The organism is Amycolatopsis sp. FU40, from assembly GCF_021903635.1.
In the GTDB taxonomy this organism is placed as follows: Bacteria; Actinomycetota; Actinomycetes; order Mycobacteriales; family Pseudonocardiaceae; genus Amycolatopsis; species Amycolatopsis dendrobii.
In genome coordinates, this window is record NZ_CP091381.1 from 1,726,028 (window position 1) to 1,750,986 (window position 24,959).

The following is a 24,959-nucleotide window of genomic DNA, read 5'->3' on the forward strand; positions in this document are numbered from 1 at the left end:
TCAGGGAATGAGGACGGTCTTGCCGACGAGTCGTCCCGACGCCGCTTCGTCGTGCACAGCCGGGAGATCCGCCAGCGGCCGCCGGTCGGCGACGGTGATCCGCAACGTCCCCGCGTCGACGCGCTCGACGAGTTCGGCCAGCCGCTCGGCGTCGCTGACGACGAACACCCGCGCCGTCCGGATCCCGCGTCCGGGATTCTCCGGCGGGGGAGTGGTGGTGCTGACCAGCGCTCCGCCGTCGGCGACCAGATCGGCGAGCGCCGCGGTCTCCTCCGGCGTGGTCGGCACGAGGTTGAGCACGACGTCGAACGGCGCTCCGTCGGCCGCGTCGGAAGCGAAGTCGAGGTGTCCGATGATCCGATCGGCTCCGTATTCGCGGAGGCGTTCCTCGCTGTGCGGGCTCGAGGTCGCGGTCACCGCCGCGCCTGCCTGATGGGCGAGCTGAACGGCGAAGCCGCCGACCGCCCCGCCCGCGCCGTTGATCAGGATCGTCTGGCCTGCTCGCAGTTCAGCGTGGTCGAAGAGCGCTTGCCGGGCGGTCAATCCGCCGACCGGCAGCGCGGCGGCGTCGGGCAGATCGACCGTCTTCGGGGCGGCGGCCAGCGCGTCGGCGGGAACGACGGCGTACTCAGCGGCCGCGCCGTCGGCGTTCATCGGCAGGAAGGCCACGACCGGGTCGCCGACCTGACGGCCGTCGACCCGGGGCCCGAGTTCGGCGATCGTCCCGGCGACCTCGATGCCCGGCACGTGCGGGAAGGCCAAGGGGAACACCTCTTGCAGACCGCCTGCCCGGATCCCGAGGTCGACCGGGTTGAACGAGGTGGCGGCCACCTCGACGAGCACCTGCCCCTCGGCGGGCGCCGGCCGCTCGGCGTCCTCGATCGCCAGGACTTCGCTTCCGCCGTAACGGTGGTAGCGCGCTGCCTTCATGACATCCTCCAGAATATGTTTCGAAGTCGAAGCATCTGACGGCAAGTATGCTTCGATGTCGAAGCAAAGTCTCGGAGACGTGAGGACGACCACAATGATTCGACTTCGAAGCATCTAGACTGGCGGCATGGCGGACGTGCTGGAGCCCAAGCAGCTCAACACCTACTTCGCGCTCATGGAGGCCGTGAGCCTGCTGCAACACGCCGTCAGCCAGCAGTTGCGAGCCGAGGGCGGCCTCAGCTACGTGCAGTTCGAACTCCTCGCCCGGCTCTCCAGCTCCGACGGGCCGCTGACGATGACGGAACTGGCCGACGGCGTCGTCTACAGCCGCAGCGGCCTGACTCATCAGGCGGGCCTGCTCGAAAAGGCGGGCCTGGTCACCCGCGGTCCCAGTGCTGACGACCACCGGGCCACCGTCGTCGGCATCACCGAGGCGGGCCGGGAGCTGGTCGCGAAGGTGCTCCCCGGGCATGTCGACGCCGTCCGCCGGCTGCTGTTCGCCCCACTGTCCACTTCGGACCTGGACGCGCTGGGCGGCATCATGGCCCGCGTCCGCGACCACATGCGCGCCGAACCGCCGCGGTCGGTCGCGACGCGGAGGAGCCCGAAGGGGAGCGGCGCCTAGTCCGCCTCCTCTAACGCGCAAGCTCGTTGTTCTTAGACTGGCGGCGTGGAAGACATCGAGGCGATCGCCGTCTTGCAGGATCCGGTCCGGCGGCGGCTGTATGACTACGTGGTTTCCCAGGATCACGACGTGAGCCGGAACGAAGCGGCCGAGGGGGCCGGGATCCAGCGCACGCTCGCCGCGTTCCACCTCGACAAACTCGTGGCCGCCGGGCTGCTGGAGACGGAAAGCAAGCGGCTGAGCGGACGTTCGGGCCCGGGCGCCGGCCGTCCGGCGAAGCTCTATCGCCGGTCTGCGGCTGAACGCCAGTTCTCCGTCCCGGCGCGCGACTACCGCACCGCCGCCGACCTGCTGGCCGAGGTCGCCGAGATCGCCCGTCTCGACACCGAGCTCCAAGCCGCCGCCCGTCGCGAGGGCCGCGCCGCTGCCTGCGCGATCGAAGACCTCGCCGCGGCGAAGGAACTGCTGGCCGCCCGGGGCTACGAACCCCGCTCGGACGGCGACGTCCTGCGCCTCGTCAACTGCCCGTTCCACGTCCTCTCGCAACGGCATCCGGGGCTGGTGTGCGGCATGAACCTGGCACTGCTGGAAGGACTGCTCGACGGCGCCGAAGGCCTGCGAGCGCGGATGGACCCGCGTCCCGGACTGTGCTGCGTCGTCGTCGAGTCTTCTAAAAATAATGAGAGTTGACATAGAAGGCGCGGCGATGGTGAGGTGAGGGGGTGACGGAATACCACCTCGCCCAGCTCAACGTGGGCATCCTCAGGCACCCTCTCGAAGACCCCCGGATGCACGGCTTCACGTCGATGCTCGACACGCTCAACGAGGTCGCCGACAACGCGCCCGGCTTCGTGTGGCGCCTGGTCGAGGACGGCGGCAACGACGCGACCGCGATCCGGACCTCGCTCGGCGACGACGTCCTGGTGAACATGTCGGTCTGGGAGAACCGCGACGCGCTGTGGGACTACGTCTACCGCAGCGGCCACCTCGACATGCTGCGCCGCCGGTCGGAATGGTTCGAGCTGCCGAAGGCGCCGTTCCAGGTGCTGTGGTGGGTGCCCGCCGGGCACGTCCCGACGGTCGAGGAGGCCGTGGAGCGGCTGGAACTGCTGCGGGAGAAGGGGTCCTCGCCGAGCGCGTTCGGTTTCCGGGACAGCTATCTGCCCGAAGGCGCCGCCTCCGCGTCGTGACGTCCGCCCCCCTTTCGGCGACACGTCCGGCGGGTCGCCCGGCCCGGCCCGCGGGATGGCTAGGGTGTCCGGCGTGGCGAACATGTCCCGTTGGTCGGATGAGAATGGCGGCTTGGACTTCGGTCTGCTGGTGCTGCGGCTGATGCTGTCGGTCGCGATGGGGGCGCACGGGCTCACGCAGGTCTTCGGCCTGTTCGGCGGCGCGGACATGGCGCACTTCGAGAACCTGTTGCGCGGCTACGGGTTCAGCCACAACATCGAATTCCTGACTTGGCTGACCGGCATCACCGAGGTCGGCGGCGCGGTCCTGCTGGCACTGGGCCTGCTGACCCCGCTCGCCGCGGCCGGCCTGCTGGGCGTGGCCATCAGCGCGGTCCGGGTGAAGTGGTCGGGCGGCCTGTTCGGCAGCAGCGGCCCGGGGTTCGAACTGGAACTGACGCTCGCGGCGATGGCACTGGCGCTGTTGCTGACGGGGCCGGGGTGGTACGCGTTGGACCGGCATACGGCATGGCGGCAGAAGCCCCTGGGGTTCGCGGTGGGCGGGCTGTTCCTGGCGATCTGCGCGGCGATCGGGGCGGGATCGCTGTTCTGATCGTCGACGGCGGCAGTCCCGGTCTGGAAAGCTGAACCCGTGTTGGCGCGCGAGGACGACGGTGACGAGCTGAACGCGGAGTTCTCCGTGGTTTCCGACGGCGAGCGATTGAGCTTGGTGCTGGAGAGCGCAGGCGGCCGGGGAGCCGGGCCGCTGCCGCGCAACTCCCAGTACAACCGTGCCCTGACGCTGTTGCTCCGCCGCCTTCGGGACCGGCAAGCGGTCGTGGTCTCCGGGGCAGTGGTGTCGTCGCGGACCGCCCACCTCTCGGAGGACGAGCGCAGCATCGTCCCGGTTCCGATCCGGTTGGCCGACGAGCGCGACATCGACCAGGTGCGGCGGCAGATCACCCGGGCGTCCGGGAAAGTCGGCTTGAAGAACGGCGCGACGAAGGAGAGCAACAACCAGAAGCGGATCGAGCTGCGGCTGGAGGTTCCGGGCTGCGGCCCGGACGATGCGGCGCGGCTCGAGGCCGGTCTCGCCGCACCCTCGGCGAACGAGGCACTGGTGGGCGACCTGCTCCGCAGCCTCAAGGGCGAGACGATCCGGACGGTCACCGGCAAAGAGAACCGGATCCTGGATGTCGAGGACGGATCGGTGCTGGTGAGCACCGACCGGTCCCCGGAAGGGCAGCCCGTTCCCGTCGTCGACGTCCAGCACGGGCTGGACGTGCTCGCCGCGCGCGGCACGGTCCAGGTTTCAGTCGAGGAACTCGGTCACCGAAGTGCTTTCGTCGGGGCGGTCCTTGCCACTTTGCCGCACGTCACCGCCGTCAAGTCCCCGGCAACGGTGACGTTGCACGGTTCGGTCGCCGAGCCCGACGCGACGGACGTCCACTACGGCGAGCTGGACGTGCGGGCCCAGGTGAAAGTCCGGACCGAACAGGGCAAGCTCCGCCGGTTGCTCGCCGACAATCGCGAGACCGCACCCTGCGCGTTGTGCGGCGACGAGTTCCCTCTGGAATTCCTCGTCGCCGCGCATGTGAAGAAACGGGCCGCCTGCACCGACGACGAACGACGGAATCTTCGCGACATCGCCATGCTCGCCTGCAGTTTCGGCTGCGACGTCCTCTACGAATCGGGCTGGGTCACTGTCGACGAAACCGGCTGCATCCGGACCGTCGACCTCGGCAAACTGCCTGCCGGAAGCCTGAAGCTGCGCATGCAGCACCTGGCCGGACGGCGCTGCGGCGCTCATCGGGAAGCTTCCGAACCGTACTTCGCGTGGCATCGCACGACCACGTTCGTGGGCAAGCTGGCCGACTGAGCCGGGGCTCGACGCATGGCGCTCCCGCCTCCGTCCTGCTATCTTCCTCCCAACCGCTTGCAGATCGCAATCACTCGGGAGGATCGCCGTGCCGGACACCACCTGTCACATGTCGATGTCGCTGGACGGTTTCGTCGCCGGGCCGGCGCAGAGCCGGGAAGATCCGCTCGGCAAGCGGGGGAAGGAACTGCACGGGTGGCACATCGGCGATCCCCGCGCCACCGATGCCGACAGGACCGCGAGCGAATGGCTCATGCGGCCGCGGGGCGCGTATGTGATGGGGCGGAACATGTTCGGCCCCGTCCGCGGCGAGTGGGACGAGGACTGGTCGGGCTGGTGGGGTTCCGAGCCGCCGTATCACGCGCCGGTTTTCGTGTTGACTCATCATGCTCACGAGCCGATCGAGATGGAAGGCGGGACGACGTTCTATTTCGTCACCGAAGGTTTCGACGCCGCCTACGCGGCCGCGTGCGAGGCCGCGGGGGACAAGGGCGTCGACATCGCCGGAGGTGCCTCGACCGTGCGGCAGGCGCTCAAGGCCGGGGTGATCGACGAGTTCACGCTCGACATCGCGCCCGTTCTGCTCGGGTCGGGCGAGAGCATGTTCGACGGCGTGGAGTCCTTCGGTTTCGAGCCCGTCGAGGTGCTGCATTCGCCGCTGACCACCCACATCCGCTACCGCCGCGTCAGTTCGTAGGCACCTCCAGCGTCGCGGCGAGCAAGCTTCGCGTGTACGGATGCGACGGCGAAGCGAGTACCCGCTCAGTCCGTCCCGATTCGACGGCCCGGCCTTCGCTGAGCACGACGACCTCGTCCGCGATGCTGCGCACCACCGCGAGGTTATGCGTCACGAAGATCATCGAGGGGCCCTCGTTCATCAGGGAGCGCAGGAGTTCCACTACCGACGCCTGCACCGAAACGTCCAGAGCGGACGTGACCTCGTCGCAGATGATCAGCTTCGGTTCGCACACCAGTGCCCGGGCGATCGCGACGCGCTGGCGTTGCCCGCCGGAGAGCTCCGACGGGTAGCGGCCGGCCAGCCGCGCGGGGATTTCGACGCGGTCGAGTGCGGCGCGGGCCCGGCGGCGGCCTTCGCGCGTGGTCACGCCGAAGTAGTGGCGCAGGGCGACCAGCAGGCCGTCCTCGACGGTCCGATGTGGACTCAATGAGCCATAGGGGTTCTGGAAGACGTACTGCAGTTCGCGCCGGGTGCGGGAGTCTCGCCGGGCAGCGGCGGGCGGGACAGGTTCGCCTGCGAACACCATCGAACCTTGGTGCTCGGCGTGCAGTCCGGCCAGGCAGCGCGACATGGTGGTCTTGCCGCTGCCGGATTCGCCGACGACCGCCAGGCATTGGCCGGGCCGCAGGTCGAAGGAGACGTCGAAGACGACCTGTCGGCCGCGGTAGCTGGCGGTCAGTCCGGAGACCGACAACAGCGCCGCCTGGTCCGCGGCAGGTGCGTTCGGTTCGGGAGCGCGCGGCACATCGTGAACGCTCCGAGCTGCTTCGTCGGCGTGAATGCACCGGGCGAGGGTTCCGGAAGCCGAGCGGGCCAGCGTCGGATGCGTTGTGCTGCAAGCGGTGGTGGCGTAATCGCAGCGTGGCGCGAAGGTGCATCCGACACGAGGATCTTCAATACCGGGCGCCCGGCCGCGGATGGGGACCAGCCGGTGCCGGTGGGTCGCGGAGGGCACGGCCGCCAGCAGGGCGCGGGTGTAGGGATGCGCGGCGCGGGTCAGGACCTCGCGCGCGGGGCCGTGTTCGACCGTCTCGCCGCCGTACATCACCAGCACCTGGTCGGCGACGTCGGAGACCACCGCGAGATCGTGCGACACGTAGATCGCCGCCAGGTCGCGGGCCCGGCACAGTTCCCGGACCAGGTCGAGCACGCGGGACTGGGTGGCGACGTCGAGGCCGGTCGTCGGCTCGTCGAGCACGATCAGCCGCGGTCCGGCGGCGACGGCCATCGCGATGGCCACTCGTTGCTGCTGGCCGCCGGAAAGCTGGCGCGGGCGGCGGCGCAGGAACGCGTCGTCGCCGGGCAGCCCGACGGTGTCCAGCAACTGCCGTACCCGGGTTCGTGCGGGCTGGTCCAAACCTTCGGTCAGCTGGGTCGAGACCCGCAGGCCCGGGTTGAGCGCGGTCGCCGGGTCCTGGGGTACATACGCGACTTTCCGGCCTCTCGCGCGGCGCAATTCCGCGGCGGGCAAGGAAAGCAGGTCGACGCCGTCGACCACGACCCGTCCGCCCGTGATCTTCGCGCCAGGCCGGGCGAAACCCAGCAACGCGAGCGCGAGCGTGCTCTTGCCGGAGCCCGATTCGCCGACCACGCCGAGAACCTCGCCCCGGCCGAGCTCGAAGCCGATCTCCCGCACGATGGGGTTCCCGGCGGCCTCGACGGTCACGCCCGACACCACGACTTCCTTGGCCACGTCAGCTCTTTCCTTCCGTGCGGCTGACCGTCCGGGCGACCGACTCGGCGACGAGGTTGCCGCCGAGCGCCATCATCAGGATCAGCGCGATCGGCACCAGCACGGGCAGCGGCGCGGCGGCGAGACCGTCCTGGTTCTCGCTGACCATGAGGCCCCAATCGGGAGCGGGCGGCGCGATGCCGAAGCCGAGGTAGTTCAGCGAGGCGATCGCGGTGACCGCCCACACCAGCCGCATTCCGGTCTCCACCATCAGCGGCGACGTCACGCCGGGCAGCACTTCGCCGAGGACGATCTGCCGCCCGGGCAGCCCGTTGGCCCTGGCCCACAACACATATTCGCTGTCGAGCACCGGCAGCGCCGCGCCTCGCAGCACCCGCGAGACGCCAGGTGCGAACGCCACTCCGACGAGTGACGCGGTGAGCAGCGGATGACGGCCGAACGCGGCCACGAAGACCAGCACGAAGATGGTCTCCGGGAAACTCAGCACGACGTCCATCGCTCGCATGAGGACGGTGTCGGCGAGCCCGTCGCGGTAGGCGGCCGTCAACCCGACGAGTGCGCCGAGGACCACGCCGACGGCGGTCGCGAGGAGCGTCATCCAGGTGAGGGTGCCGCCTCCGGAAAGCAGGCGGCTGAGCACGTCCCGGCCGAGAAGATCCGTGCCCAGCGGGAATTTCGCGCTCGGTCCCTCCAGCGGCGGCGCGACGATGGCGGTCGGCGGCCACGGCGCGAGCAACGGGCCGAAGACGACGATGAACCCCGTCGCGGCAAGCAAACCGAGACCCAGCCGGGCGCGTCCGGTGCGGGCCGCGCGGCGCACCACTGAGACGCTCATCGGGCCCGCTCCGCCGCGGCGAGAACGTCCGCGAGGAGATTGCACAGGTAGTACGTCGCCGCGAGGATGAGCACGCACGCCTGCAAGACCGGCAGATCATGCGAGTTCACCGCGCTGACCAGCGCCGTGCCGAGGCCGGGATACGAGTAGACGTATTCGACCACCACGACGCCGGTGATCGTGACGGCTGCGACCAGGCCGGCGGCGGGCAGGCTGGCCGCGAGGGCGTTGGGCAGCGCGTGCCGGAACAGGACGCGGCGGCGGCTCAGTCCTTTGAGGACGGCCATCTGCGCGTATTCGCTGTCCAGCGCGTCGATGACCGAAGCGCGGACCAGGCGGCCCAAGTACATCACCCCCATGAACGCGAGCGTGGCGACCGGCAGCACGAGTTCCGCCGGATGCCACCACGGCAGGTCGCCGGGCGGGATGTCCGAAACCCCCGGCAGCACCCCGAGCATCGAGGTGGCGAAAAGCGCGATCAGCAGCATCCCCACGACGAACGGCGGCAGCGCCATGCTCAGCGACGTGACCGCGACGAACGCCTTGTCCGCGAAACTGTCGCGGTGCGCGGCGCTCAGCACCCCGGCGACCACCGAAAGCGGCAGGATCAGCAGCATCGAAACGAAGCCGAGGGTGAACGAGTTCAGGATCCGCGGCCCGAGGATTTCCGAGACCGGTTCCCGGTTCTGCAGCGACACTCCCGGGTCGCCGGTGAGCAGCCCGCCGAGCCAGTGGCCGTACTGCGAGACGAGCGGCTGGTCGAGCCCGAGCTGATGACGCAGCGCGGTCACCTGCTCGACGGTCGCGTCCTTGCCGAGGATGATCTGGGCGACGTCGCCCGGCAACGCTTGGGTCACCAGGAAGACCAGGATCGAGACCACCAGCAGCACGAGCACGCCGAGCGCGAGCCTGCGCACGAGCCATCGCGCGGTCATCCGACGGTCACCCCGGTCAGGAACGACAGCGGGCGGCCGTTCACGTCCGGCACCAGCCCGTGCACGGCCGGCCGGTGCGGCATCAGCACGTCGGAGAACGCGGGCGTGATGTTCGGGCCGCTCGTGTGCTCGATCTCGTGCATCCGGTTCATGAGCGGGCACTGGTCCTGTTCGGGGGAGGAGAACAGTTTCCCGGCGAGTTTCACGAACGCGGGGTCGTTCCAGTTGGAGCCGTTGCCGATCCGGTCCGGCAGCAGCGAGCCGAGCACCGACGGCAGGTAGGGCACCGGGTTGTAGTCGACGAAAGCGGGCCATTTGCCCCATTTCGCCAGGAGTTCCGGGGTCGGGACCACGTTGACGCTCACTTTCACCCCGGCCTGCGCGGCGTTCTGCGCGAAGACCTGCGCCAGTTCCGACATGCCCGGCAGCAGGCCGTCGGTGGTGATCGCGAACGACAGATCGGTCTGCCCGGCCTCGGCCAGCAGCCGCTTCGCCGCCGCGATGTCCGGAGCCCGCTGCGGGATGTCGGGCGCGGCGCACGGGGGCGCGGTGGTCTCGTAATCGTTCGCGATCCGGCCGTAGCCGCTGAAGACGTTGGACACGATCTGCTGCCGGTCGACCAGCAGCCGCAGGGCCTGGCGCACCCGGACGTCGCTGAACGGCGCGACCGCCGTGTTGAGCCCGATCCGCAGGCTGAAGTTCCCTTTGCTGTCCAGCACTTGGATGCCGTCCCGGCCGACGAGCGACTTCGCGATCGTCGGGGTCGTGTTCGACGCGATGTCGACCCGGCCGGACAGCAACGCGTTCGCCTGCGCCTGCTGGCTCGGGTACTCGATCAGCTGGACGGCGTCGAGCCGGGGTTTCTCGCCCCAGTACCCGTCAAATCGCTCCACTGTGGACTCCCGGCCCGGTGCGAACGACTTGACCGCGAACGGTCCGGTGCCGATCGGTTTCGCCGGCGCCGACCCGGTTTTGGTCATCGGCAGCAGGACACTCGCCCAGATCTCCTTGAACGGGCTGAACGGTTCGCTCAGTCCGACCCGGACGGTGAGCTTGTCCACCGCTTGAATCGAACCGGGGTCGATCATCTGGATCAGCGCGAGGCCCTGCGTCGCGTGCCCGGGATCGCGCAGGTACTTGATGCTCGACACGACGTCCGCTGAGGTGAACTCGGCGCCGTCGGTGAACTTCACGCCGGGACGCAGCGTGATCGTCCACTGTGTCCGGTCGGCGTTCGAGGTCATCCCGGTCGCGAGCCGCCATTCGGCTTTGCCTGCCGGGTCAAGGGCGGTGAGGCCCTCGAAGAGCAGGGAGCTGCGCAGTTCCTGGATCGGGCTCTGGCTGCCGACGTAGGGATTGAGGCTCTCGCCCGCGTCGGCGGAAACGGAGACGCGAAGCGTGTTGGCGCCGCCCGCGGTCGCGTCGTACGGAGGGCTGCAGCCGGCGAGCAGCGCCGCGGCGAGCAGGAGGGTTGGCAGGCATCGGGGTCTGCGCGACACTGGGGACCTCCAGGGAAGCCAGAAATCTAAGCGATTAGATACGCCGAACGTCGCCACAGGGTACGGGCAGTTGCTCCACGAGGGAAGAGTCTACAAGTGGAGAAGCTAATCGTTTAGAGTGAGCTGTCGGCCGAGTCGGCCCCCGCCGGTGGAGCAGAGGAGGAAGCAGCCGCATGACCAGTCCGTACGAGCGCCTGTTCGTGAGGAAAATGCCCAACTGTCTCGACGACCTCGTCAACGAGGGAGCCGCGGCGGGCGTCGTCGAACCGCCCAACGTCGGTGAATCGCTCGCCCTGATGCGCGCGAAAGAGGTCCCGGAGAGCAAGATCCACCTCACCTACACGTGGATCAGCGAATGCGACACTCCGGTGCAGTGGGTCAAGGAACACCAGCACGACTACGACGAGGTCCTGATCTGGCACGGCAACGACCCGGCGGACCCGGACGACCTCGGCGCGGAGATCTATCTCGACATCGAGGGCCATCGCCACGTGATCACGACCAGCGGTTCGGTCTACCTGCCCGCGGGCACGCGGCATTGCCCGCTCGGCTTCACCCGGGTCGACCGGCCGTTCCGGTTCAGCGCGCTGTCGCTGAATTCGGAGTACGCGTCGGACGAGCACAACACGCTCGCGCTGTGACGGACTGCCCCGCCGCGCGGTGGCCGCGGCGGGGCGGTCATCCGCTCGCGGCCGCTCCGGCGTGCGCGGTTTCCTCGGCGGCGCCGGGTTCGCAACCGCAGGTCACGCCGATGCTGAGCGTTCCTTCCAACACGGAGGAATCGCCTCGGCCGTCGAGCGCGTCGAAGGCCCGGACCGCGAATTCCTCCAGCGGAACGCGGACGGTCGTGAGCGGAACGTCGCCGAGCCGGGCCTCCCGGGTCCCGTCGAAGCCGACGACCGCGAGGTCTTCCGGCACGCGCAGACCGAGGCTGTGCGCGATGCGGATGGTCACCAGCGCCTGCTCGTCGGTGGTCGCGTAGACCGCGCGGATCCGGCGGCCGCTCGTCAGCACCTCGCGCACCGCGCGGCCCGCCTCGACCTTGTCGAAGGACGTCCGGACCAGCCTGCCTTCGGCGGGCAGCCCGGCGTCCGCCATCGCCCGCCGCCAGCCGCCTTCGCGTCCTTCCGCCGGTCCTGCCGCGAATTCGCCCGCCACGCACAGAATGTCTTCGTACCCGTGCCCGAGCAGATGCTCGGTGACCAGCCGCGCGCCGTCGAAGTCGTCGAACACCACGCTGGGCGAGTCGTCCGGCGCCGCCCATTGCAGGAACACGCACGGCGTTTCGGCCGACAGCCGCGGTTCTTCGCCGGTGGTCACGAAAATCCCGCGCGGGCGCAATTCGGAGAACGCCTCGCCGTACTCGTCGGCGAGGCCTGGGCGGTAATCGGTGTTGCCGAGCAGGGTGAGCAAACCCCGGCGGCGTCCTTCCGCTTCGAGGCAGCGCGACATCTCGCCGAAGAAGGCGTTCGCGGTGTCCGGCACCAGCAGACCGACCAAATTGGACCGTCCGCCGCTCAACGCCCCGGCGAGCGGATTGCGCCGGTAGCCGAGCATCCGGATCGCGTCCTCGACCTTGCGCCGCGTCTTCTCGGCCACCGGACGCGGCCCGTCGTTGACGACGTAGCTGACCACCGCCGTGGAGGTTCCGGCCAGCCGCGCGACATCGGAAAGAACCGGCCGGCGCCCGGGACGCTCGGCGCGGGGGAATTCGCCGGTTTCCGCTGCCACGGTGCCACTCTAAGGCACCAGCGCGAGAGCCGCGTCCAGCCAGCACAGTGGACACCCGCCGACCGCGTGCCGAGGCTGAGCATGGCGCGTCCGTGAGGGAATCAGAGTTCCCCTCACGGACTTTCTGCCGAGCGCGGGCGAATCCGGTCAGCCGTGATACCTCGCCGGTGCCTGGAGCGGTTCGAGCACGTCGTCGACGCTGGCCTGCGAGCGCGTCCGCTGGAGCCGCTTCACGCCGACCGGCGGCCGTCCCACCCACAGCACCGCCTGGGGCTCGTGCCCGAGCGTGACGCGGTCCGCGAGAGTTTCGCGCAGCCGCCGGCTGGCCCGGTTCAACCGGCCGGACGAGAGTCCGTGCGCGGTGGCGGTCAGCAGCACCGAGCTCAGTGCCTCTCCCGCGCGCAGCCAGGCGAGGTGGTCGTCGCCGGGCGTGCTGAGCACCAGCAGCGACGCACCGTCGCTGCGAAGTTCCGCTTCGTCTCGGGGGAACCGGTTTCCCGTCGATCCCGCAGCGGCGCGGACCAGAACGCCCTGGGGAGTTAGCGACGCGCTTCGCGCGTACGACTCTTCACGACGCATCTGGGCGGGAACCCGGGCGCTTTCGCCGATCGCGGTCATGAGGTATCTGCGGACTGCGCGGTCTTCCACTGGGTGCACTACCGCGCCTTCGCGGGCGGCTGCTTGCGAAAGCCGGTCAAGGCAGTCCGACGGCACGGGCCGTCCGCCGCACGGCCGCAAATCCTCGCGGCGCCGGGCGATCGACGTCGCGAGGGCAGCTTCCCCGGGGGCCGGTTCGCCCGGCCGCGGCGTCACGACGGCCAGATGGCCCGGTTCCTTCGGGCACGGCAGCCGGTCCACCGCGCAGGCCCAGCCGAGACCGGCGAAGGCGATCCGGAGGTGGTGCAGGGCCGCGCCGCTGGTGAGCGTCTGCCATCGCCCGGCGGGGTCGTCGGCGGTTCGCCAGCGGGCCGGGTCGGCGTACAGGTGGAGCGCGCGGTACCCGATGCGCCAGTGCCAGAACGGGGCGTCGGAGGCACCCGGCGCGAGGAGAGCGGCGGCGACCGCGGCCTCGACGGCGGCGGGGCTGGGAACCCGCGAATTCGCCGGTGAATCCGGCAGTGAGTTCGGCATTGTTGCTTCCCGCTCGGGTTGGGGGAGTGCGTCCGGTCGGTGCCTGGCTCCATGGTGCGCTCCCGCACTGGCCCGCGATAGGGTCCAAGGTTCATCAATTCGGCGCGACCTGGTTCAGGAACGCGCGCGCTCCGCGCATACCGGACGCGGCGCTCCTGTCCGTGATCGCGGCCCGATCCGCCCGCTGGGAGGTACTGGCGGGCGTCCCCGCGAAAGAGGACGGTAGGGGCATGGCCCTTCAGCTTCCGGACGACGCCGAGAACGCCGCGGCGGCCCGGATGCTGCGCGCGTCAGTGGCCGCGCGGGCGACGATCGACGAGGCGGTGGGCATCCTCCAGGGCAGGCACGGACTTGATGCCGAACAGGCCTTTCGTGCCTTGGCCGGAGGCGCGGGCGTCCAGGGCACGGGAGCGGAAGCCGCGCGGGTGGCGGCGGTCGCCGACGCCGCCGCTGAGGGCGGCGCGGACCCGGATTACGGGGACTGGGCCTGAGCGACGGTCAGGTGGCGAGGGCGGCCGGGTCGAGGGTGTGGTCGATCAGCGCGCGGGTGACCTCGCGCAGCGGCCGGTCGTGCCGGGTCGCGTAGCCGTTCACCAAGGCCCGGGCGGTGTCCGGGTCGGTGCCGAGGGTTCCGGCGACGACGCCGACGGCCTGGCTGTGCTGGACCCGGTCGTTCAGCGACGTGAGGGTCGCCTCGAACAGCCGGTCCGAGCGCCGCGGGCCGGTTTCCTGGACCAGGGCCAGCACCGCGAGGTCCGACACCACCTGCGCCAGGGCCGACTGCCACGGCTCCAGTTCGGTGGGCGCGGCGAACAGCAGGTTGAACCCGCCGACCGCCTCGCCGTCCAGCCGCAGCGGCACCGCGACCACGGCCTGGTACCCGGCGTCCAGCGCGGCGGCGGCGAAATCGGGCCAGCGGTCCAGCTTGCGGGTCAGGTCGGGCGCGGCGACCACGGCCGCAGTCGTGATGCAGTCGACGCACGGGCCCTGGCGCAGGTCGGTCTGCAGCAGCTCCAGGAACTGCGTGGTCTCGTCCGACGTCGCCACGACTGCGGGCTCGCCGCGCGGATCCTTCAGCAGCACCCCGGTGCCGCGCGCGCCGAGAAGGCCGGTGCCGACCTCGGTGATCAGGCGCAGCACCGCGGCGTTGTCCGGGTTTCCGACCAGCCGGGAGGTGATCGCGGCGAGCGCGGCGGGCGCCTCCGCGGGCAGGAGACCGGCGGTCGTCCGGCGGCCGGTGCTTTCGTGGTGGGTCATTCGGACGACTCCTCAAGGGTGATGCGGCGCTCCAGCACGTCCTTGGCCACGTCGAGCAGCGGCCGGTTCGTGCTGTAGGCGTGGGCGCGCAGGCGGGCGAACGCGTCGTCGAGGCTGATCCGCAGCTGGGCGGCGAGCATGCCGGTGGCGATGTGGACGTCCTGGTAGGAGACCACCGTGCGCGGGGCGAATTCGAGGCCGGCGCGTTCGGCCTCGCGGGACTGCCGCAGCAGCGCCGCGGTCGCCAGGTCGGCGGCGAGCGCGGCGTCTCTCGTCTCCGCGCTGGTCAGCCCGCCGGGGCGGCGCCGGACGAGTTCGAGGGTGCCGAGCCGGATGGCCCCGAACCGCAGCGGGAACGCGAAGGCCGCGGCGAGGCCGGTCGCGAGCGCGGTCTGGGCGAACCCGGGCCAGCGCACCTGGTCGACGGTCAGATCCGGGACCAGCACCGGGCTTCCGGTCTCGAAGGCCTCCGCGCCCGGCCCCTCCCCGGCGGTGTACTCCAGCTCCGCGAGCCGGGCCGCCCACGGATCGCTGGCCCCCAGCACTTCCTCCGACCGGGGGTCCGCCCGCAGCGACAGGATCGCCGCGTCGACCTGGTCGAGCGTTTCCACACAGGCGAGGCACACCCGCTGCGCCCAGCTGTCGCGGCTGCCGTCGGCGCCGGGCGCGGCGGCGATCGCCGTCCACAGCGGCTGCCGCTCCACTGCCGTGCCCCCTTCGCACTGCCGGACATCCCGGACCCTCCACCCTACGAGACGTCTCGCGGGCGGGCAGGCCGGGCGTTTGCCCGCCCCGTCCGGGGGAATCCGGCGGGCGACAAGGAGGATACGCATGGTCGAAGTGAGTGCGACGGTGCCCGCGCCGCCGGAAGCGGTGTTCGAGGTGCTGGCGGACGGCTGGTCCTATTCCGGCTGGGTCGTGGGCAGCTGCCACATCCGCGACGTCGACGCGAGCTGGCCTCAGGTCGGTGCGCGGATCCACCACAGCGTCGGGGGATGGCCGCTGCAGCTGGAGGACACCACGGCGGTGCTGGCGGTCGAACCCGGGGCTTCGCTGGAACTGGAAGCCCGGGGCGGCGCGCTCGGCACGGCGCGGATCGAACTGTCGCTGGTTCCGGACGGGGCGGGCGAGACGACCGTGCGGATGGCCGAGCGGGTGACCGGCGGAATGGGCGCTCTGCTGCCGGAAAGGGTGCAGGCGCTGGTGCTGGGGCCGCGGAACCGGGAGTCGCTGGCGCGGTTGTCGGCGTTGGCTTCGGGGCGCTGGCGGGGGACCGGCGAGCCCTCCGGTCAGCCGTAGACGGCTCGGTTCGCCGCGCGGATCACCGCGGCGTAGCCCGGGCCGAGCAGGTGCTCGCGGGCCAGCGCGGCACGGGCGGCGTTCGCGCCCGGCCCGCCGTGGACCGCGCCGCCGGGATGGGCCGCCGCGCCGGCGAGGTACAGCCGGTCCACCGGGGTGTCCGCGCGGCCGAGGCCCGGCACCGGGCGGAAGAACAGCTGCTGGTGGATCGCCGTGGTGCCGCCGTTGACCGCGCCGCCGACCAGGTTCGCGTCGTGGTCGGCCAGCTCCGCCGGGCCCTGCACGCGGCGGGCCAGGATCAACTCCCGGAACCCGGGTGCGTTGCGCTCCACCGTCGCCTCGATGCGTTCGGCCTGCCGCCGCACCGTGTCCCGGTCGCTGCCGCGCGGGACGTGCGTGTAGGCCCACACGGATTCGGTGCCGGCGGGCGAGCGCGTCGAGTCCGCTGTCGTCATCTGGCCGAGCAACAGGAACGGCTGTTCGGGGACGCGGTCCCGGGCCAATTCCGCGCCGAAAGCGGACAATCCGTCCTCGTCGCATCCTAAATGGACGGTTCCAGCGCCGCGAGCGTCCCTCGCGGTCCACGGGATCGGCTCGGACAACGCCCAGTCGAGCTTCACCGTCGCGCTGTCCCATTCGAACACCCGGAGATCGGCCAGCAACCGCGAAGGAAGCCATTCCGGTGCGACGAGGTTGCCGTACAACGTTTCCGCGGTGACATCGGCCAGCACGGCCTTGCGAGCCCGGATCGGCTCGCCGTCCGCGCAGCGCACCCCGACCGCCTTGCCGCGCGCCACCAGCACCTCGGTCACCGGAGTTCGGCAATGGACAGATCCGCCCTTGGAGCGGAGCCTGCGCGCCAAAGCGGCCGCCAGTTCGCCCGCGCCGCCCTCCGGGACCGGGAATCCGATGTCCTGGGCCAGCATGCCCAGCAGCCAGCCGAAAACCGCGCTTCCGGCATTGTCGACGGAAAGGTCGCTGTGCGCGGCGTTTCCGGACAGCAGCAGCCGGGCGCCCTCGCCTTCGAAGCGTTCGCGGGCGAATCGGCGGGCGGGCAGCGTCAGCATCCGCGCGAGCCGCAGCAGTTCGGCGGTTCCGGTGCGGCGCAGGAATCGGGCACCGGCCCGCAGCGGCGGGAACGGCGTGAACAGCGCGTCGAGGAATTCGTCGCGGAATCCTTGCCATTGCGAGAAAAGCTCCCGCCATGAGTGCGCGTCTTCGGGGGCGAACTGCGCGACCGATTCCGCGGTGCGGTCGAGGTCGCGGGAAAGGACGGCGCAGCGGTCGTCCGGGAAGACGTGCGCGAGTGCGTCCGGCGCGTGGAGCCAGCGCAGGCCGTGCTCGGTCAGGTCGAGGCCGCGGAGCACAGGGGACGCCGCGCCGAGCGGGAAGAACGCGGCGCACAGGTCCGAGCGGAAGCCGGGAGCGGTGATCTCCTCGGTGCGCAAGGCCCCGCCCGGGTCGGGTTGTTCTTCCAGGACGACGACATCCCAGCCCTCGTCGGCGAGCAGGTTCGCCGCGACGAGCCCGTTGTGCCCGGCCCCGATGACGATCGCGTCGGCGGTGTGCACGGGCTCAGGCCTGCGACTGGCGGGTCGGGCGGCCCCGGCCCAGCGTCCGCGCGCGGTCGAGCAAGCCGGGCCGCGCCGAGGCGAGCGGGGCCGACGGCGCGCCCTCCTTCCGGCGCATCCCGGCGACCAGGTCCTGGACGGTCTCGGCGGAGCTGTACCGCGGCGCCCAGCCGAGCACGAGCCGCGCCCGCGAGGTGTCGACCAGTGCGGCCCGGTCGGCGAGTTCGAGCCAGCCAGGGTGCAGCGGCTGGATTCCGGCCAGCCACGCCGCGCGCGCGACTGTCCGCGCGACCGGCTTCGGCACCGTGACCCGGGCGCCGCCGACCGCGTGCGCGAACGCGGACGCGTCGAGCACGTCCTCGGCGGCGAGGTTGAACGGGCCGACCGCGCGCTGGGCGAGGGCCAGCCGGAACGCCTCGGCGACGTCGTCGGTGTGCACGGCCTGCAGCCGCAGCCCCTGCCACAGCGGCACCGGCGAGAACCGGCCGCCGATCAAGCGGGGCGGCAGCGCGGGCGGGAGCAGCCACCGGGTGAATTCCCCTGCCGCGCGCCGTTGCAGGATCGCGCACGGGCGCATCCAGGCGACGGCGACGTCCGGGTGCGCGGACGTGAACAAGTCCAGTGCGTCTTCCAGATCCGCTTTGCCCCGGCTGTATGCGCTGGCTGCGATTCCGCGGCAAGGCCAGTCCTCGGTGACTTTTTCGTCGTTCGGCTCCGGCGCGTAGGCCGCTGCCGAAGACGCGCACACCACCTGTCCGACGCCTGCGTTGCCGACGGCCTTCAAGACGTTCGCGGTGCCGCCTTCGTTGGTGCGCGCCATCGGCGGGTCGCCCCATGCGGGGGAGATGGCCCACGCGAGGTGCACGACTGCGTCCGCGCCGGCGAAGATCTCCGTCAGCGCTTCGTCGGCGCCCGGCGCGCCGATGTCCACCGGCTGCCACTCCGCGCGCGAGTACGGCTGAGCGGCGCGATCCGGCACCCGGCGGGCGACACCGACGAGGTCGTGGCCGGGTTCGAGGGCACGCAGCAGCGCGGTGCCGACGTTGCCGCTGGCGCCTGTGATCACGATCCGCATGCGGGCCGTTTACCCGCTCCGCGCTGTCGGAAACCCGCCGGGGCGCTTCCCCGGTGCCCGCGCGTGTGCCGTCGCGCACACCGCGGCGGCTCCGAAACCCGGGCCGTCCAGCAAGAGCGGCGGATGCCGGAATCGCCTGGTCACGCGCTGCTGTCCAGTCCAATTTGACACCTGATGCGAACACATGTTCGACTCCCGTCCCGGGGCGCCGAGAACGCGGACGGCCCGGAGCGGGAAGCGAGCAGGTGAGCCAGAGGTGAGCGAGTGGCCGTCGACCGTGCGGAAAGTGGATCCGCCGATTCCGGTGTGGGTGGGCGTGCGCAAGCTGCTCGTGCTCGGCACGGAGATCCTCGCGCCGCGCGATCGCGCCGGGCTGCGGATCGAGACCGAGCATCCCGGGCTGCTGTTCGAATGGGCGCGCCGCGAGGACGGCGGGCTGCTCGGCTGGGTCACCTACCAGCTCGTCACCGCGGACGAGCAGTGGTCGCGGCCGGTCAGCCACTACGTGCCCGCGCACCTGCTCCGCCGCCGGGGGCCCGCGCGCCGGCAGCAGTACGGCGATTACCGGCCCCGGACCCACGGATGACCGCACCCGGGTAGTAATTTCCCTCGCGAGCGAGGGGAGCGGACGAGAAGTGGCACGTCTTCATGTCGGCTGCGCGATGTGGACGCACAAGGCGTGGCCGGGGCGGTTCCTGCCGCCGTCGCTGCCTGCCAAGGAGCGCCTGCGGGCCTATGCGGGCTGGTGCAACGCGGTCGAAGGCAACACCACCTTCTACGCGACCCCGGCCCGGAGCACCGTCGAGACGTGGGCGGAGCAGACCGGTCCCGACTTCCGGTTCGTGGTCAAAGTGCCCAAGACCGTGACGCACGAGCGGCGGTTCGCCGGGGTCGAAACCGAGATGCGGGCGTTCCTGGACGCGCTCGAACCCCTCGGCGAGCGGGCCGTGCTGTGGACCCAGGTGCCCGGTTCGTTCGGCCCTTCGGACGTCGACGTGCTCGGCCGGTTCCTGCGCCGTCTGCCCGCCGCCCTGCGGCGCGCCGTGGAGGTGCGGCACCCCGGGTTCTTCACTGACGCCGGCGCGGCGTCGCTGCTGGAGGGGACGCTCGCGACCGCGGCCGCCGAGTGGGTGCCGTTCGACACCACGGTCTTTTTCCAGCGCCCGCCGACGAGCGAGGCCGAGCAGGACGCCTGGGCGAAGAAACCGCGGCTGCCGCGCCGGACGCGAGCGCTGACCGACCGGCCGGTCGTCCGTTATCTGGGCCGGGACTCGGTGGCGGAGACGGTCGAGGGCTGGCAGCCGTGGGCCGAGGTGGTCGCGGGCTGGCTGCGGGAAGGCCGCTCGCCGACGGTTTTCCTGCACACTCCCGACAACGACGAAGCGCCGGCGCTCGCCCGCCGGTTCCATGACGACGTGCGTGCGTTGGCGCCCGATCTGGATGCGTTGCCCGAGCCGGAGCCGGTGGAGCCCGCGACGCTGTTCTGAGGCGCGCGAACCCGCGTCCCGGCCGCAACCGGCGGCAGGAGTCAGGCGGATCGCGCCAGGGCCAAGACGCGCTCCACGGCCGGATCCCGTTGTCCCGCACGGGTAGCGGCGACGACCGTCAGCGCCAGATTGTCGTCCGGTCCGTCTGGATCCAACGTCCGGAACACCACCCCGGGCAGCGCCCCGGCGGGCACCTGCTCGGGCACCAGGCACACACAACTCCCCGCCGCGACATGGCTGATCAGGCCGGGAAGGCTGTCCGCGCGGGCTCCGTCGCGCGGGGCGAAACCGGCGGCGCGGCAGGCGGCGGCGACCTGTTCGGCGAGGCCGGCCAACGCGGTCAGCGAGGGCAGCGAGAAGCTCTCGCCGGCGAGGTCGGTCAGCCGCAGGGTCGTGCGCTCGGCCAGCGGATGTCCGGCGGGCAGCGCGACGGCGAGCCGCTCGGTCGCCACCGTGCGCAGGCCGAGTCCGTCCGGGTCGGCGAGCGGGCCGCGCACGAAGGCGAGGTCGAGCCTGCCGGAGCGGACCATCGACGCCAGTTCGGCCGAGGTGTTCTGGTGCAGGTGCAGGCGCAGCCCGGGGAAACGGTCCCGCGTCAGCCGGAGCACCCGCGGCAGGAACGTGTAGGAGATGCCGCTGATGAAACCGAGGTGCAGTTCGCCCTCGGTGCCGCTCGCGATCCGCTGCGCGCGGCCGACGGCGGCCTGCTGCGCCTCGAGCAAATGCCGGGCGTCGCGGGCGAACGCGGAGCCTGCCGCGGTCAGCCGCACGGCGCGGGTGCTGCGGTCCAGCAGCCGCACGCCAAGGCCGCGTTCGAGGCGCTGGATCGCCTGGCTCAGCGGCGGCTGGCTCATCGAAAGGCGCGCGGCGGCCCGGCCGAAATGCTCCTCCTCGGCCAGCACGATGAACTGCTCCAGCAGGCGAGTCGTCAGATCCATATGGCACAGCATATGGATAACCGGCCAAGAAGTATTGGCCGTAGATGAATGACCTCGTCTTGACTGGGCGCAGCTGCCGAGGAAACAGGAGGTGCGGGCGATGGCGCCTGGCGAGGTGGACGACGGGAAGCCGCGAGGCCCGCTCACCGGAGTGCGGGTGGTCGAGCTGGCCACCGTGATCATGGGCCCGTACGCGGGCGCGCAGCTGGCCGACCTCGGCGCGGACGTCGTCAAGGTCGAGGCTCCGGGCGGGGATCCGACCCGGCACTTCGAGCCGCGCCGGCACCCCGGGATGGCGGGTGCGGCGCTGAACTTCAACCGCAACAAGCGCAGCGTGTGCCTCGACCTGAAAACCGGGCCCGGGCGCGACGCGCTGCTCGCGTTGCTGGGCACCGCGGACGCGTTCGTCACCAACATCCGCCCGGGCGCGCTGGGCAGGCTCGGACTGGCCTACGCCGACCTGGCGGCCGGGCACCCCGGGCTCGTCTACGTGAACGCGCAGGGGTTCCGGAGCGATTCGGAGCTCGGCGACAACGCCGCCTACGACGACATCCTCCAGGCCGCCTCCGGGCTGGTCTGGTTGAACGAGCAGGCCACCGGCGAGGCCTATTACGTGCCGACGGTGCTGGCGGACAAGGTGTGCGGCCTGTTCATCGTCCAGTCCGTGCTGGCCGCGCTGCGCCATCGCGACCAGACCGGCGAGGGCCAGCACGTCGAGGTCCCGATGGCGGACACGATGATCGCGTTCAACCTCGTGGAGCATCTCGCCGGAGCCTCGCTGGACCCGACCGAGGAGCCGGGTTACGGCTATCCGCGTGTCCTGAGCAAGCAGCGCCGGGCGTGCCGCACGGCGGACGGGTGGATGTGCATCCTGCCGTACAACGACCGCAACTGGCGCGATTTCTTCGCCCGCGCGGGCCGTCCCGAGCTTTCCGCCGACCCGCGCTTCGCGACCATGCCGGCCCGCGTCGCGCATGCCGACGAGTTGTACGGCCAGGTCCGCGAACTCACCCCGCAGTTCACTTCCGCCCAGTGGCAGGAATTCTGCGACCGCGTCAGCATCCCCGCGCATCCCGTGTACAGCCTCCAGGAAGCGGCCGAGAGCGACTACGCCCGGCAAGGCGGTCTCGTCCGGACAGTCCAGCACCCGACCGAGGGCGCCTGTCGTCTCGTGGCCCCGCCGGTCCGCTACTCCCGCACGCCGCCCGGGATCTACCGGCAGTTCCCGCCGGTCGGCGCGGACACCGCCGAGGTGCTGGCCGAAGCGGGCTTCGACCCGGCCCGCCTCGGCTGACCCCAACCGTCCCCACGACAACGTCGTCGTTCCGAGGAGAACCCATGGCGCCATCCGAACCCCTCGCCCCGCGTCCCGGGCGGGCGTGGACCGTCACCGCCCTCGTGCTGCTGTTCCTGCTGCTCAACTACGCGGACAAGACCGTCGTCGGCCTCGCCGCCGAGCCGATCATGAAAGACCTCGGACTCGGCGAGGAGCAGTACGCCTTCGTCCAGTCCAGTTTCTATTTCCTGTTCAGCGTTTCCGGCATCGTCGTCGGGTTCGCCGCCGCGAAACGCCGCACGACGCGGGTCATGGCCGTGCTCGCCCTGGTCTGGGGCCTGACCGCGCTGCCCATGGCGGCCGGACTCGGCTTCGGCGCCTTGGTCGCGTCGCGGATCGCGCTCGGCGCGGCGGAAGGGCCCGCGGTGCCCGCGGCGACGCACACCGTCTACGGCTGGTTCCCCACGCGCGACCGTGCGCTGCCCAACGCGTTGGTCCACATCGGACCGACGCTCGGCGTCGTGGCGAGCGCGCCGCTGCTCAGCTGGATCATCGCGGACTTCGGCTACCGGAGCGCGTTCGGCGTGCTGTTCGCGCTTTCCGTGCTGTGGGCCGCGGCGTGGCTGTTGTTCGCGAACGACGGCCCGTACGCCAAATCCGCCGTACCGTCCGGCGTGCGCCGCGAACCGGTGCCGTACCGCGTGTTTTTCCGGTCCGGAACGGTGCTCGGCGCGATCCTCACCGGGTTCGTCGCCTTCTGGGCGACCACCACCGCGCTGGGTTTCCTGCCCCGCTACCTGTCCGCCGGGCTCGGGATCGGGCATCAGCAGGCAGGCACCCTCTCCGCGTTGCCGTCGTTGTTCGCGACCGTCGTGATCGTGGTGATGGGTGCTGTCTCCACGCGGTTCCGGCGCGGGGGAGCGGGCAGCCGCCGCGCGTACTGTCTGCCCGGGATGGCGCTGCTCGCGCTCTCCGGCGCCGCGATGATTCTCTTTCCGCACACGGAAAAGGTCATGGCGATTGTGTTGATCACGGTCGCGTTCGGGCTGCCGAGCGCGTTCTATCCGATGGTGTGGCTGCTCATCGGAGAGCTGGTCCCGCCGGAGCGCCGCCTCGCCGTGACCGCCGCGACGACCGCTGTCGCCACCTCCGCCGGAGTGTTCGCGCCGTTGGTGATGGGCGGTTTCCTCACCGCGGAAAACGGCTATGCGGCGGGATTCGGCGTGTGCGGCGCGCTGTTGCTGGCGGGCGCGGCTGTGGGCACTGTGCTGATCAATCCCGAACGAGACCAGCGGCGGCTGCCCGCGTTCTCCGTGAAAAGCGTCAGTGCCGCATGAAGCGTACCGACGAAGACGGAATCGCCGCCGTGGTCCTCGACTCTCCGCACAACCGCAACGCGCTGTCGGTCCGGCTGGCCGGCGAACTCACCGCGCAGCTGAGCCGAGCCGCCGAGGATCCGGCCGTCCGTGCGGTGCTGCTCACGCACACCGGCGAGACGTTCTGCTCGGGGATCGACCTGGCCGAAGCCCGCGCGGGCACCGGTCTCACCGCCGAACAGCTGACGAACCTGCTGCGCATGATCGTCGAAATGCCGAAACCCGTGGTCGCTCGCGTGACCGGGCATGCCAGGGCAGGAGGGCTCGGGCTGCTCGGCGCCTGCGACATCGTCGTCGCGAGCCCGGCCGCGAGCTTCGCGTTCACCGAGGTGCGCATCGGGCTCGCCCCGGCCGTCCTGTCGACTGCCGTGCTCCCGCGCGTGGATTCGCGGGCCGCCTCTCGCTACTACCTCACCGGAGAACGCTTCGACGCCGCCGAGGCCGCCCGGATCGGACTGATCACGCTGGCCGCGGACGACGTCGACGAGGCGCTCGAACCAGTGCTCGCCGGACTGCGCGCCGCCGCACCCGGGGCACTCGCCGCCGCCAAACACCTCACCACGACAGCCGCGCGGCAATTCTTCGGCGCCCACGCGAGCGAACTGGCCGCGCTCGCCGGGCGCCTCGGCGCCGGTGCCGAGGCAAGGGAGGGGATCGCGTCCTTTCTCGAACGCCGAAGCCCGGTCTGGGCGGCAACCCGTTTCTCCCTCAGGAAGGAGTCGCGATGACTTCCACCCCCGGTCTCGACGTCCGCGTCGAAGACCACGTCGGCTGGATCGTCCTCGACCGGCCGCGGCAGAAAAACGCCTTCACCGGCGACATGCTGCGTGCCTGGGCCGAGGCGTACCGGGCTTTCCGAGCGGACGACCAGGTCCGCGCGGTCGTCGTCACCGGCACCGGCGACGCTTTCTGCGCAGGAGCCGATCTCGCCGACCTCGGCCAGTCGCGCACCCCGCTGGGCAGCAGGCGGCTGATGACCGAGCACGTGCACCCGGTCGCCATGGCCGCGGAAGACCTCGCCAAACCGCTGATCGCCGCGGTCAACGGGGCGGCGGTCGGCGCGGGCATGGACATGGCCCTGATGTGCGACTACCGGATCGTCTCCGAGCGCGCCCGGTTTTCGGAGGGGTACGTGCGGGTCGGCCTCGTGCCCGGCGACGGCGGCTGCCATTACCTGCCGCGGATCGTGGGCCGGTCGCGCGCGCTGCGGCTGCTGTGGACCGGCGAGTTCGTCGGCGCGGACCAGGCGCTGGCCTGGGGCCTGGCGGACGAGACCTGCCCGCACGACCGGCTGGCCGTGCGGGCCCGGGAGTTCGCCGGGACGCTGGCGGCGCGGCCGCCGGTCGCGGTCGAGCTGATCAAACGCGCGGTCCGGGCGGGCGAGCACGCGGATCTGCGGACCTCGCTGGATCTGATCGCCTCGCACCAAGCCGTCGTCCAGTCGACCGCCGACTCCGCCGAAGCGCTCGCCGCGTTCGCCGGCGACCGGCCGGCGCGCTACACCGGGGAGTGAG

27 protein-coding genes are annotated in these 24,959 nt (G+C 71.2%); 15 read left to right on the forward strand and 12 right to left on the reverse strand.

Annotation, left to right across the window (positions count from 1 at the left end):
• Complete coding sequence (locus L3Q65_RS08995) at positions 1-930, reverse strand: NADP-dependent oxidoreductase (RefSeq protein ID WP_237599312.1); 930 nt, start codon at positions 928-930, stop codon at positions 1-3.
• Positions 931-1,057: 127 nt separating this feature from the next.
• On the opposite strand from L3Q65_RS08995, the gene L3Q65_RS09000 reads away from it, so the two are divergent.
• From L3Q65_RS09000 to L3Q65_RS09025, 6 genes are all read left to right on the forward strand, one after another.
• Positions 1,058-1,555, forward strand: coding sequence for a MarR family winged helix-turn-helix transcriptional regulator (locus L3Q65_RS09000; RefSeq protein WP_182895106.1), 498 nt, complete (start codon positions 1,058-1,060; stop codon positions 1,553-1,555).
• Between the two features lie 45 nt (positions 1,556-1,600).
• Positions 1,601-2,245, forward strand: coding sequence for a metalloregulator ArsR/SmtB family transcription factor (locus tag L3Q65_RS09005; RefSeq protein ID WP_182895107.1), 645 nt, complete (start codon positions 1,601-1,603; stop codon positions 2,243-2,245).
• A gap of 32 nt (positions 2,246-2,277) precedes the next feature.
• Positions 2,278-2,745, forward strand: a complete 468-nt coding sequence (locus L3Q65_RS09010; RefSeq protein WP_182895108.1) for a DUF3291 domain-containing protein — start codon at positions 2,278-2,280, stop codon at positions 2,743-2,745.
• 112 nt (positions 2,746-2,857) lie between these two features.
• Positions 2,858-3,337, forward strand: a complete 480-nt coding sequence (locus L3Q65_RS09015) for a DoxX family membrane protein (RefSeq protein WP_237599313.1) — start codon at positions 2,858-2,860, stop codon at positions 3,335-3,337.
• 39 nt (positions 3,338-3,376) lie between these two features.
• A complete protein-coding gene (locus tag L3Q65_RS09020; protein ID WP_237599314.1) occupies positions 3,377-4,603 on the forward strand; it encodes a hypothetical protein in 1,227 nt (408 codons plus the stop codon).
• 109 nt (positions 4,604-4,712) lie between these two features.
• Positions 4,713-5,300 (forward strand): dihydrofolate reductase family protein, encoded by a 588-nt coding sequence (locus L3Q65_RS09025; RefSeq protein WP_220508308.1) that lies wholly within the window; start codon positions 4,713-4,715, stop codon positions 5,298-5,300.
• On the opposite strand, the gene L3Q65_RS09030 is transcribed toward L3Q65_RS09025, so the two are convergent.
• The 4 genes from L3Q65_RS09030 to L3Q65_RS09045 are packed head-to-tail and all read right to left on the reverse strand — an operon-like array spanning position 5,290 to position 10,304.
• Positions 5,290-7,035 carry an ABC transporter ATP-binding protein gene (locus tag L3Q65_RS09030; RefSeq protein WP_237599315.1) on the reverse strand — a complete coding sequence of 582 codons (1,746 nt, stop codon included), beginning with the start codon at positions 7,033-7,035 and terminating at the stop codon, positions 5,290-5,292. The two genes, L3Q65_RS09025 and L3Q65_RS09030, sit on opposite strands and share 11 nt — an antisense overlap.
• A 1-nt stretch (position 7,036) precedes the next feature.
• On the reverse strand, positions 7,037-7,870 hold the full coding sequence (locus tag L3Q65_RS09035) for an ABC transporter permease (RefSeq protein ID WP_237599316.1): 834 nt from the start codon (positions 7,868-7,870) through the stop codon (positions 7,037-7,039).
• Entirely contained in the window at positions 7,867-8,805 is a 939-nt protein-coding gene (locus tag L3Q65_RS09040; protein WP_237599317.1) for an ABC transporter permease, read from the reverse strand. Before L3Q65_RS09040 ends, L3Q65_RS09035 begins: the two co-directional genes overlap by 4 nt.
• Positions 8,802-10,304: an ABC transporter substrate-binding protein gene (locus tag L3Q65_RS09045; RefSeq protein ID WP_237599318.1), complete on the reverse strand. Its 1,503-nt coding sequence runs from the start codon at positions 10,302-10,304 to the stop codon at positions 8,802-8,804. The genes L3Q65_RS09040 and L3Q65_RS09045 overlap by 4 nt, the downstream gene beginning before the upstream one ends.
• Before the next feature lie 173 nt (positions 10,305-10,477).
• Between L3Q65_RS09045 and L3Q65_RS09050 the strand changes: the two genes are divergently transcribed.
• Positions 10,478-10,945 (forward strand): hypothetical protein, encoded by a 468-nt coding sequence (locus L3Q65_RS09050; RefSeq protein WP_182895115.1) that lies wholly within the window; start codon positions 10,478-10,480, stop codon positions 10,943-10,945.
• Between the two features lie 37 nt (positions 10,946-10,982).
• Here L3Q65_RS09050 and L3Q65_RS09055 read toward each other — a convergent pair whose 3' ends face one another.
• Together L3Q65_RS09055 and L3Q65_RS09060 are read right to left on the reverse strand one after the other, a co-directional pair.
• Positions 10,983-12,035, reverse strand: a complete 1,053-nt coding sequence (locus tag L3Q65_RS09055) for a LacI family DNA-binding transcriptional regulator (protein WP_182895116.1) — start codon at positions 12,033-12,035, stop codon at positions 10,983-10,985.
• Between the two features lie 147 nt (positions 12,036-12,182).
• Positions 12,183-13,166, reverse strand: a complete 984-nt coding sequence (locus tag L3Q65_RS09060) for an NAD(P)H nitroreductase (protein WP_182895117.1) — start codon at positions 13,164-13,166, stop codon at positions 12,183-12,185.
• A 230-nt stretch (positions 13,167-13,396) separates the two neighbouring features.
• Here L3Q65_RS09060 and L3Q65_RS09065 point away from each other — a divergent pair, with 230 nt between their 5' ends.
• A complete protein-coding gene (locus tag L3Q65_RS09065) occupies positions 13,397-13,657 on the forward strand; it encodes an ANTAR domain-containing protein (RefSeq protein WP_182895118.1) in 261 nt (86 codons plus the stop codon).
• 7 nt (positions 13,658-13,664) lie between these two features.
• Here the strand turns inward: L3Q65_RS09065 and L3Q65_RS09070 are convergent, their stop codons facing one another.
• Positions 13,665-14,423, reverse strand: coding sequence for a GAF domain-containing protein (locus tag L3Q65_RS09070; protein ID WP_182895119.1), 759 nt, complete (start codon positions 14,421-14,423; stop codon positions 13,665-13,667).
• Complete coding sequence (locus L3Q65_RS09075) at positions 14,420-15,127, reverse strand: GAF and ANTAR domain-containing protein (RefSeq protein ID WP_237599319.1); 708 nt, start codon at positions 15,125-15,127, stop codon at positions 14,420-14,422. The genes L3Q65_RS09070 and L3Q65_RS09075 overlap by 4 nt, the downstream gene beginning before the upstream one ends.
• 127 nt (positions 15,128-15,254) lie before the next feature.
• Here L3Q65_RS09075 and L3Q65_RS09080 point away from each other — a divergent pair, with 127 nt between their 5' ends.
• Entirely contained in the window at positions 15,255-15,722 is a 468-nt protein-coding gene (locus L3Q65_RS09080; protein WP_182895120.1) for an SRPBCC family protein, read from the forward strand.
• Here the strand turns inward: L3Q65_RS09080 and L3Q65_RS09085 are convergent.
• Positions 15,713-17,293, reverse strand: a complete 1,581-nt coding sequence (locus tag L3Q65_RS09085; RefSeq protein ID WP_237599320.1) for an NAD(P)/FAD-dependent oxidoreductase — start codon at positions 17,291-17,293, stop codon at positions 15,713-15,715. The two genes, L3Q65_RS09080 and L3Q65_RS09085, sit on opposite strands and share 10 nt — an antisense overlap.
• Before the next feature lie 4 nt (positions 17,294-17,297).
• Positions 17,298-18,368, reverse strand: coding sequence for an NAD-dependent epimerase/dehydratase family protein (locus L3Q65_RS09090; RefSeq protein WP_237599321.1), 1,071 nt, complete (start codon positions 18,366-18,368; stop codon positions 17,298-17,300).
• 256 nt (positions 18,369-18,624) lie between these two features.
• On the opposite strand from L3Q65_RS09090, the gene L3Q65_RS09095 reads away from it, so the two are divergent.
• Complete coding sequence (locus L3Q65_RS09095) at positions 18,625-18,954, forward strand: hypothetical protein (protein ID WP_237599322.1); 330 nt, start codon at positions 18,625-18,627, stop codon at positions 18,952-18,954.
• A 76-nt stretch (positions 18,955-19,030) separates the two neighbouring features.
• Entirely contained in the window at positions 19,031-19,855 is an 825-nt protein-coding gene (locus L3Q65_RS09100) for a DUF72 domain-containing protein (protein ID WP_237600868.1), read from the forward strand.
• Between the two features lie 41 nt (positions 19,856-19,896).
• On the opposite strand, the gene L3Q65_RS09105 is transcribed toward L3Q65_RS09100, so the two are convergent.
• A complete protein-coding gene (locus L3Q65_RS09105; RefSeq protein ID WP_237599323.1) occupies positions 19,897-20,793 on the reverse strand; it encodes a LysR family transcriptional regulator in 897 nt (298 codons plus the stop codon).
• A 100-nt stretch (positions 20,794-20,893) separates the two neighbouring features.
• Between L3Q65_RS09105 and L3Q65_RS09110 the strand changes: the two genes are divergently transcribed.
• The 4 genes from L3Q65_RS09110 to L3Q65_RS09125 are packed head-to-tail and all read left to right on the forward strand — an operon-like array spanning position 20,894 to position 24,958.
• On the forward strand, positions 20,894-22,087 hold the full coding sequence (locus L3Q65_RS09110) for a CaiB/BaiF CoA-transferase family protein (protein ID WP_182895125.1): 1,194 nt from the start codon (positions 20,894-20,896) through the stop codon (positions 22,085-22,087).
• A 44-nt stretch (positions 22,088-22,131) separates the two neighbouring features.
• Positions 22,132-23,406, forward strand: a complete 1,275-nt coding sequence (locus tag L3Q65_RS09115) for an MFS transporter (RefSeq protein WP_237599324.1) — start codon at positions 22,132-22,134, stop codon at positions 23,404-23,406.
• Entirely contained in the window at positions 23,403-24,173 is a 771-nt protein-coding gene (locus L3Q65_RS09120; RefSeq protein WP_237599325.1) for an enoyl-CoA hydratase family protein, read from the forward strand. The genes L3Q65_RS09115 and L3Q65_RS09120 overlap by 4 nt, the downstream gene beginning before the upstream one ends.
• Positions 24,170-24,958, forward strand: coding sequence for an enoyl-CoA hydratase/isomerase family protein (locus tag L3Q65_RS09125; RefSeq protein ID WP_237599326.1), 789 nt, complete (start codon positions 24,170-24,172; stop codon positions 24,956-24,958). The genes L3Q65_RS09120 and L3Q65_RS09125 overlap by 4 nt, the downstream gene beginning before the upstream one ends.
• The last annotated feature ends 1 nt before the right edge of the window (position 24,959 follow it).

What these genes read in the sequence shown, in the direction of transcription:
- L3Q65_RS09110 (WP_182895125.1), top strand. Translation starts at nt 20,894, where the DNA reads ATGGCGCCTGGCGAGGTGGACGACGGGAAGCCGCGAGGCCCGCTCACC.
- L3Q65_RS09105 (WP_237599323.1), bottom strand. Translation starts at nt 20,793, where the DNA reads ATGGATCTGACGACTCGCCTGCTGGAGCAGTTCATCGTGCTGGCCGAG.
- L3Q65_RS09025 (WP_220508308.1), top strand. Translation starts at nt 4,713, where the DNA reads ATGTCGATGTCGCTGGACGGTTTCGTCGCCGGGCCGGCGCAGAGCCGG.
- L3Q65_RS09060 (WP_182895117.1), bottom strand. Translation starts at nt 13,166, where the DNA reads ATGCCGAACTCACTGCCGGATTCACCGGCGAATTCGCGGGTTCCCAGC.
- L3Q65_RS09080 (WP_182895120.1), top strand. Translation starts at nt 15,255, where the DNA reads ATGGTCGAAGTGAGTGCGACGGTGCCCGCGCCGCCGGAAGCGGTGTTC.
- L3Q65_RS09000 (WP_182895106.1), top strand. Translation starts at nt 1,058, where the DNA reads ATGGCGGACGTGCTGGAGCCCAAGCAGCTCAACACCTACTTCGCGCTC.
- L3Q65_RS09040 (WP_237599317.1), bottom strand. Translation starts at nt 8,805, where the DNA reads ATGACCGCGCGATGGCTCGTGCGCAGGCTCGCGCTCGGCGTGCTCGTG.
- L3Q65_RS09050 (WP_182895115.1), top strand. Translation starts at nt 10,478, where the DNA reads ATGACCAGTCCGTACGAGCGCCTGTTCGTGAGGAAAATGCCCAACTGT.
- L3Q65_RS09125 (WP_237599326.1), top strand. Translation starts at nt 24,170, where the DNA reads ATGACTTCCACCCCCGGTCTCGACGTCCGCGTCGAAGACCACGTCGGC.
- L3Q65_RS09120 (WP_237599325.1), top strand. Translation starts at nt 23,403, where the DNA reads ATGAAGCGTACCGACGAAGACGGAATCGCCGCCGTGGTCCTCGACTCT.
- L3Q65_RS09100 (WP_237600868.1), top strand. Translation starts at nt 19,031, where the DNA reads ATGTGGACGCACAAGGCGTGGCCGGGGCGGTTCCTGCCGCCGTCGCTG.
- L3Q65_RS09065 (WP_182895118.1), top strand. Translation starts at nt 13,397, where the DNA reads ATGGCCCTTCAGCTTCCGGACGACGCCGAGAACGCCGCGGCGGCCCGG.
- L3Q65_RS09115 (WP_237599324.1), top strand. Translation starts at nt 22,132, where the DNA reads ATGGCGCCATCCGAACCCCTCGCCCCGCGTCCCGGGCGGGCGTGGACC.
- L3Q65_RS09070 (WP_182895119.1), bottom strand. Translation starts at nt 14,423, where the DNA reads ATGACCCACCACGAAAGCACCGGCCGCCGGACGACCGCCGGTCTCCTG.
- L3Q65_RS09090 (WP_237599321.1), bottom strand. Translation starts at nt 18,368, where the DNA reads ATGCGGATCGTGATCACAGGCGCCAGCGGCAACGTCGGCACCGCGCTG.
- L3Q65_RS09035 (WP_237599316.1), bottom strand. Translation starts at nt 7,870, where the DNA reads ATGAGCGTCTCAGTGGTGCGCCGCGCGGCCCGCACCGGACGCGCCCGG.
- L3Q65_RS08995 (WP_237599312.1), bottom strand. Translation starts at nt 930, where the DNA reads ATGAAGGCAGCGCGCTACCACCGTTACGGCGGAAGCGAAGTCCTGGCG.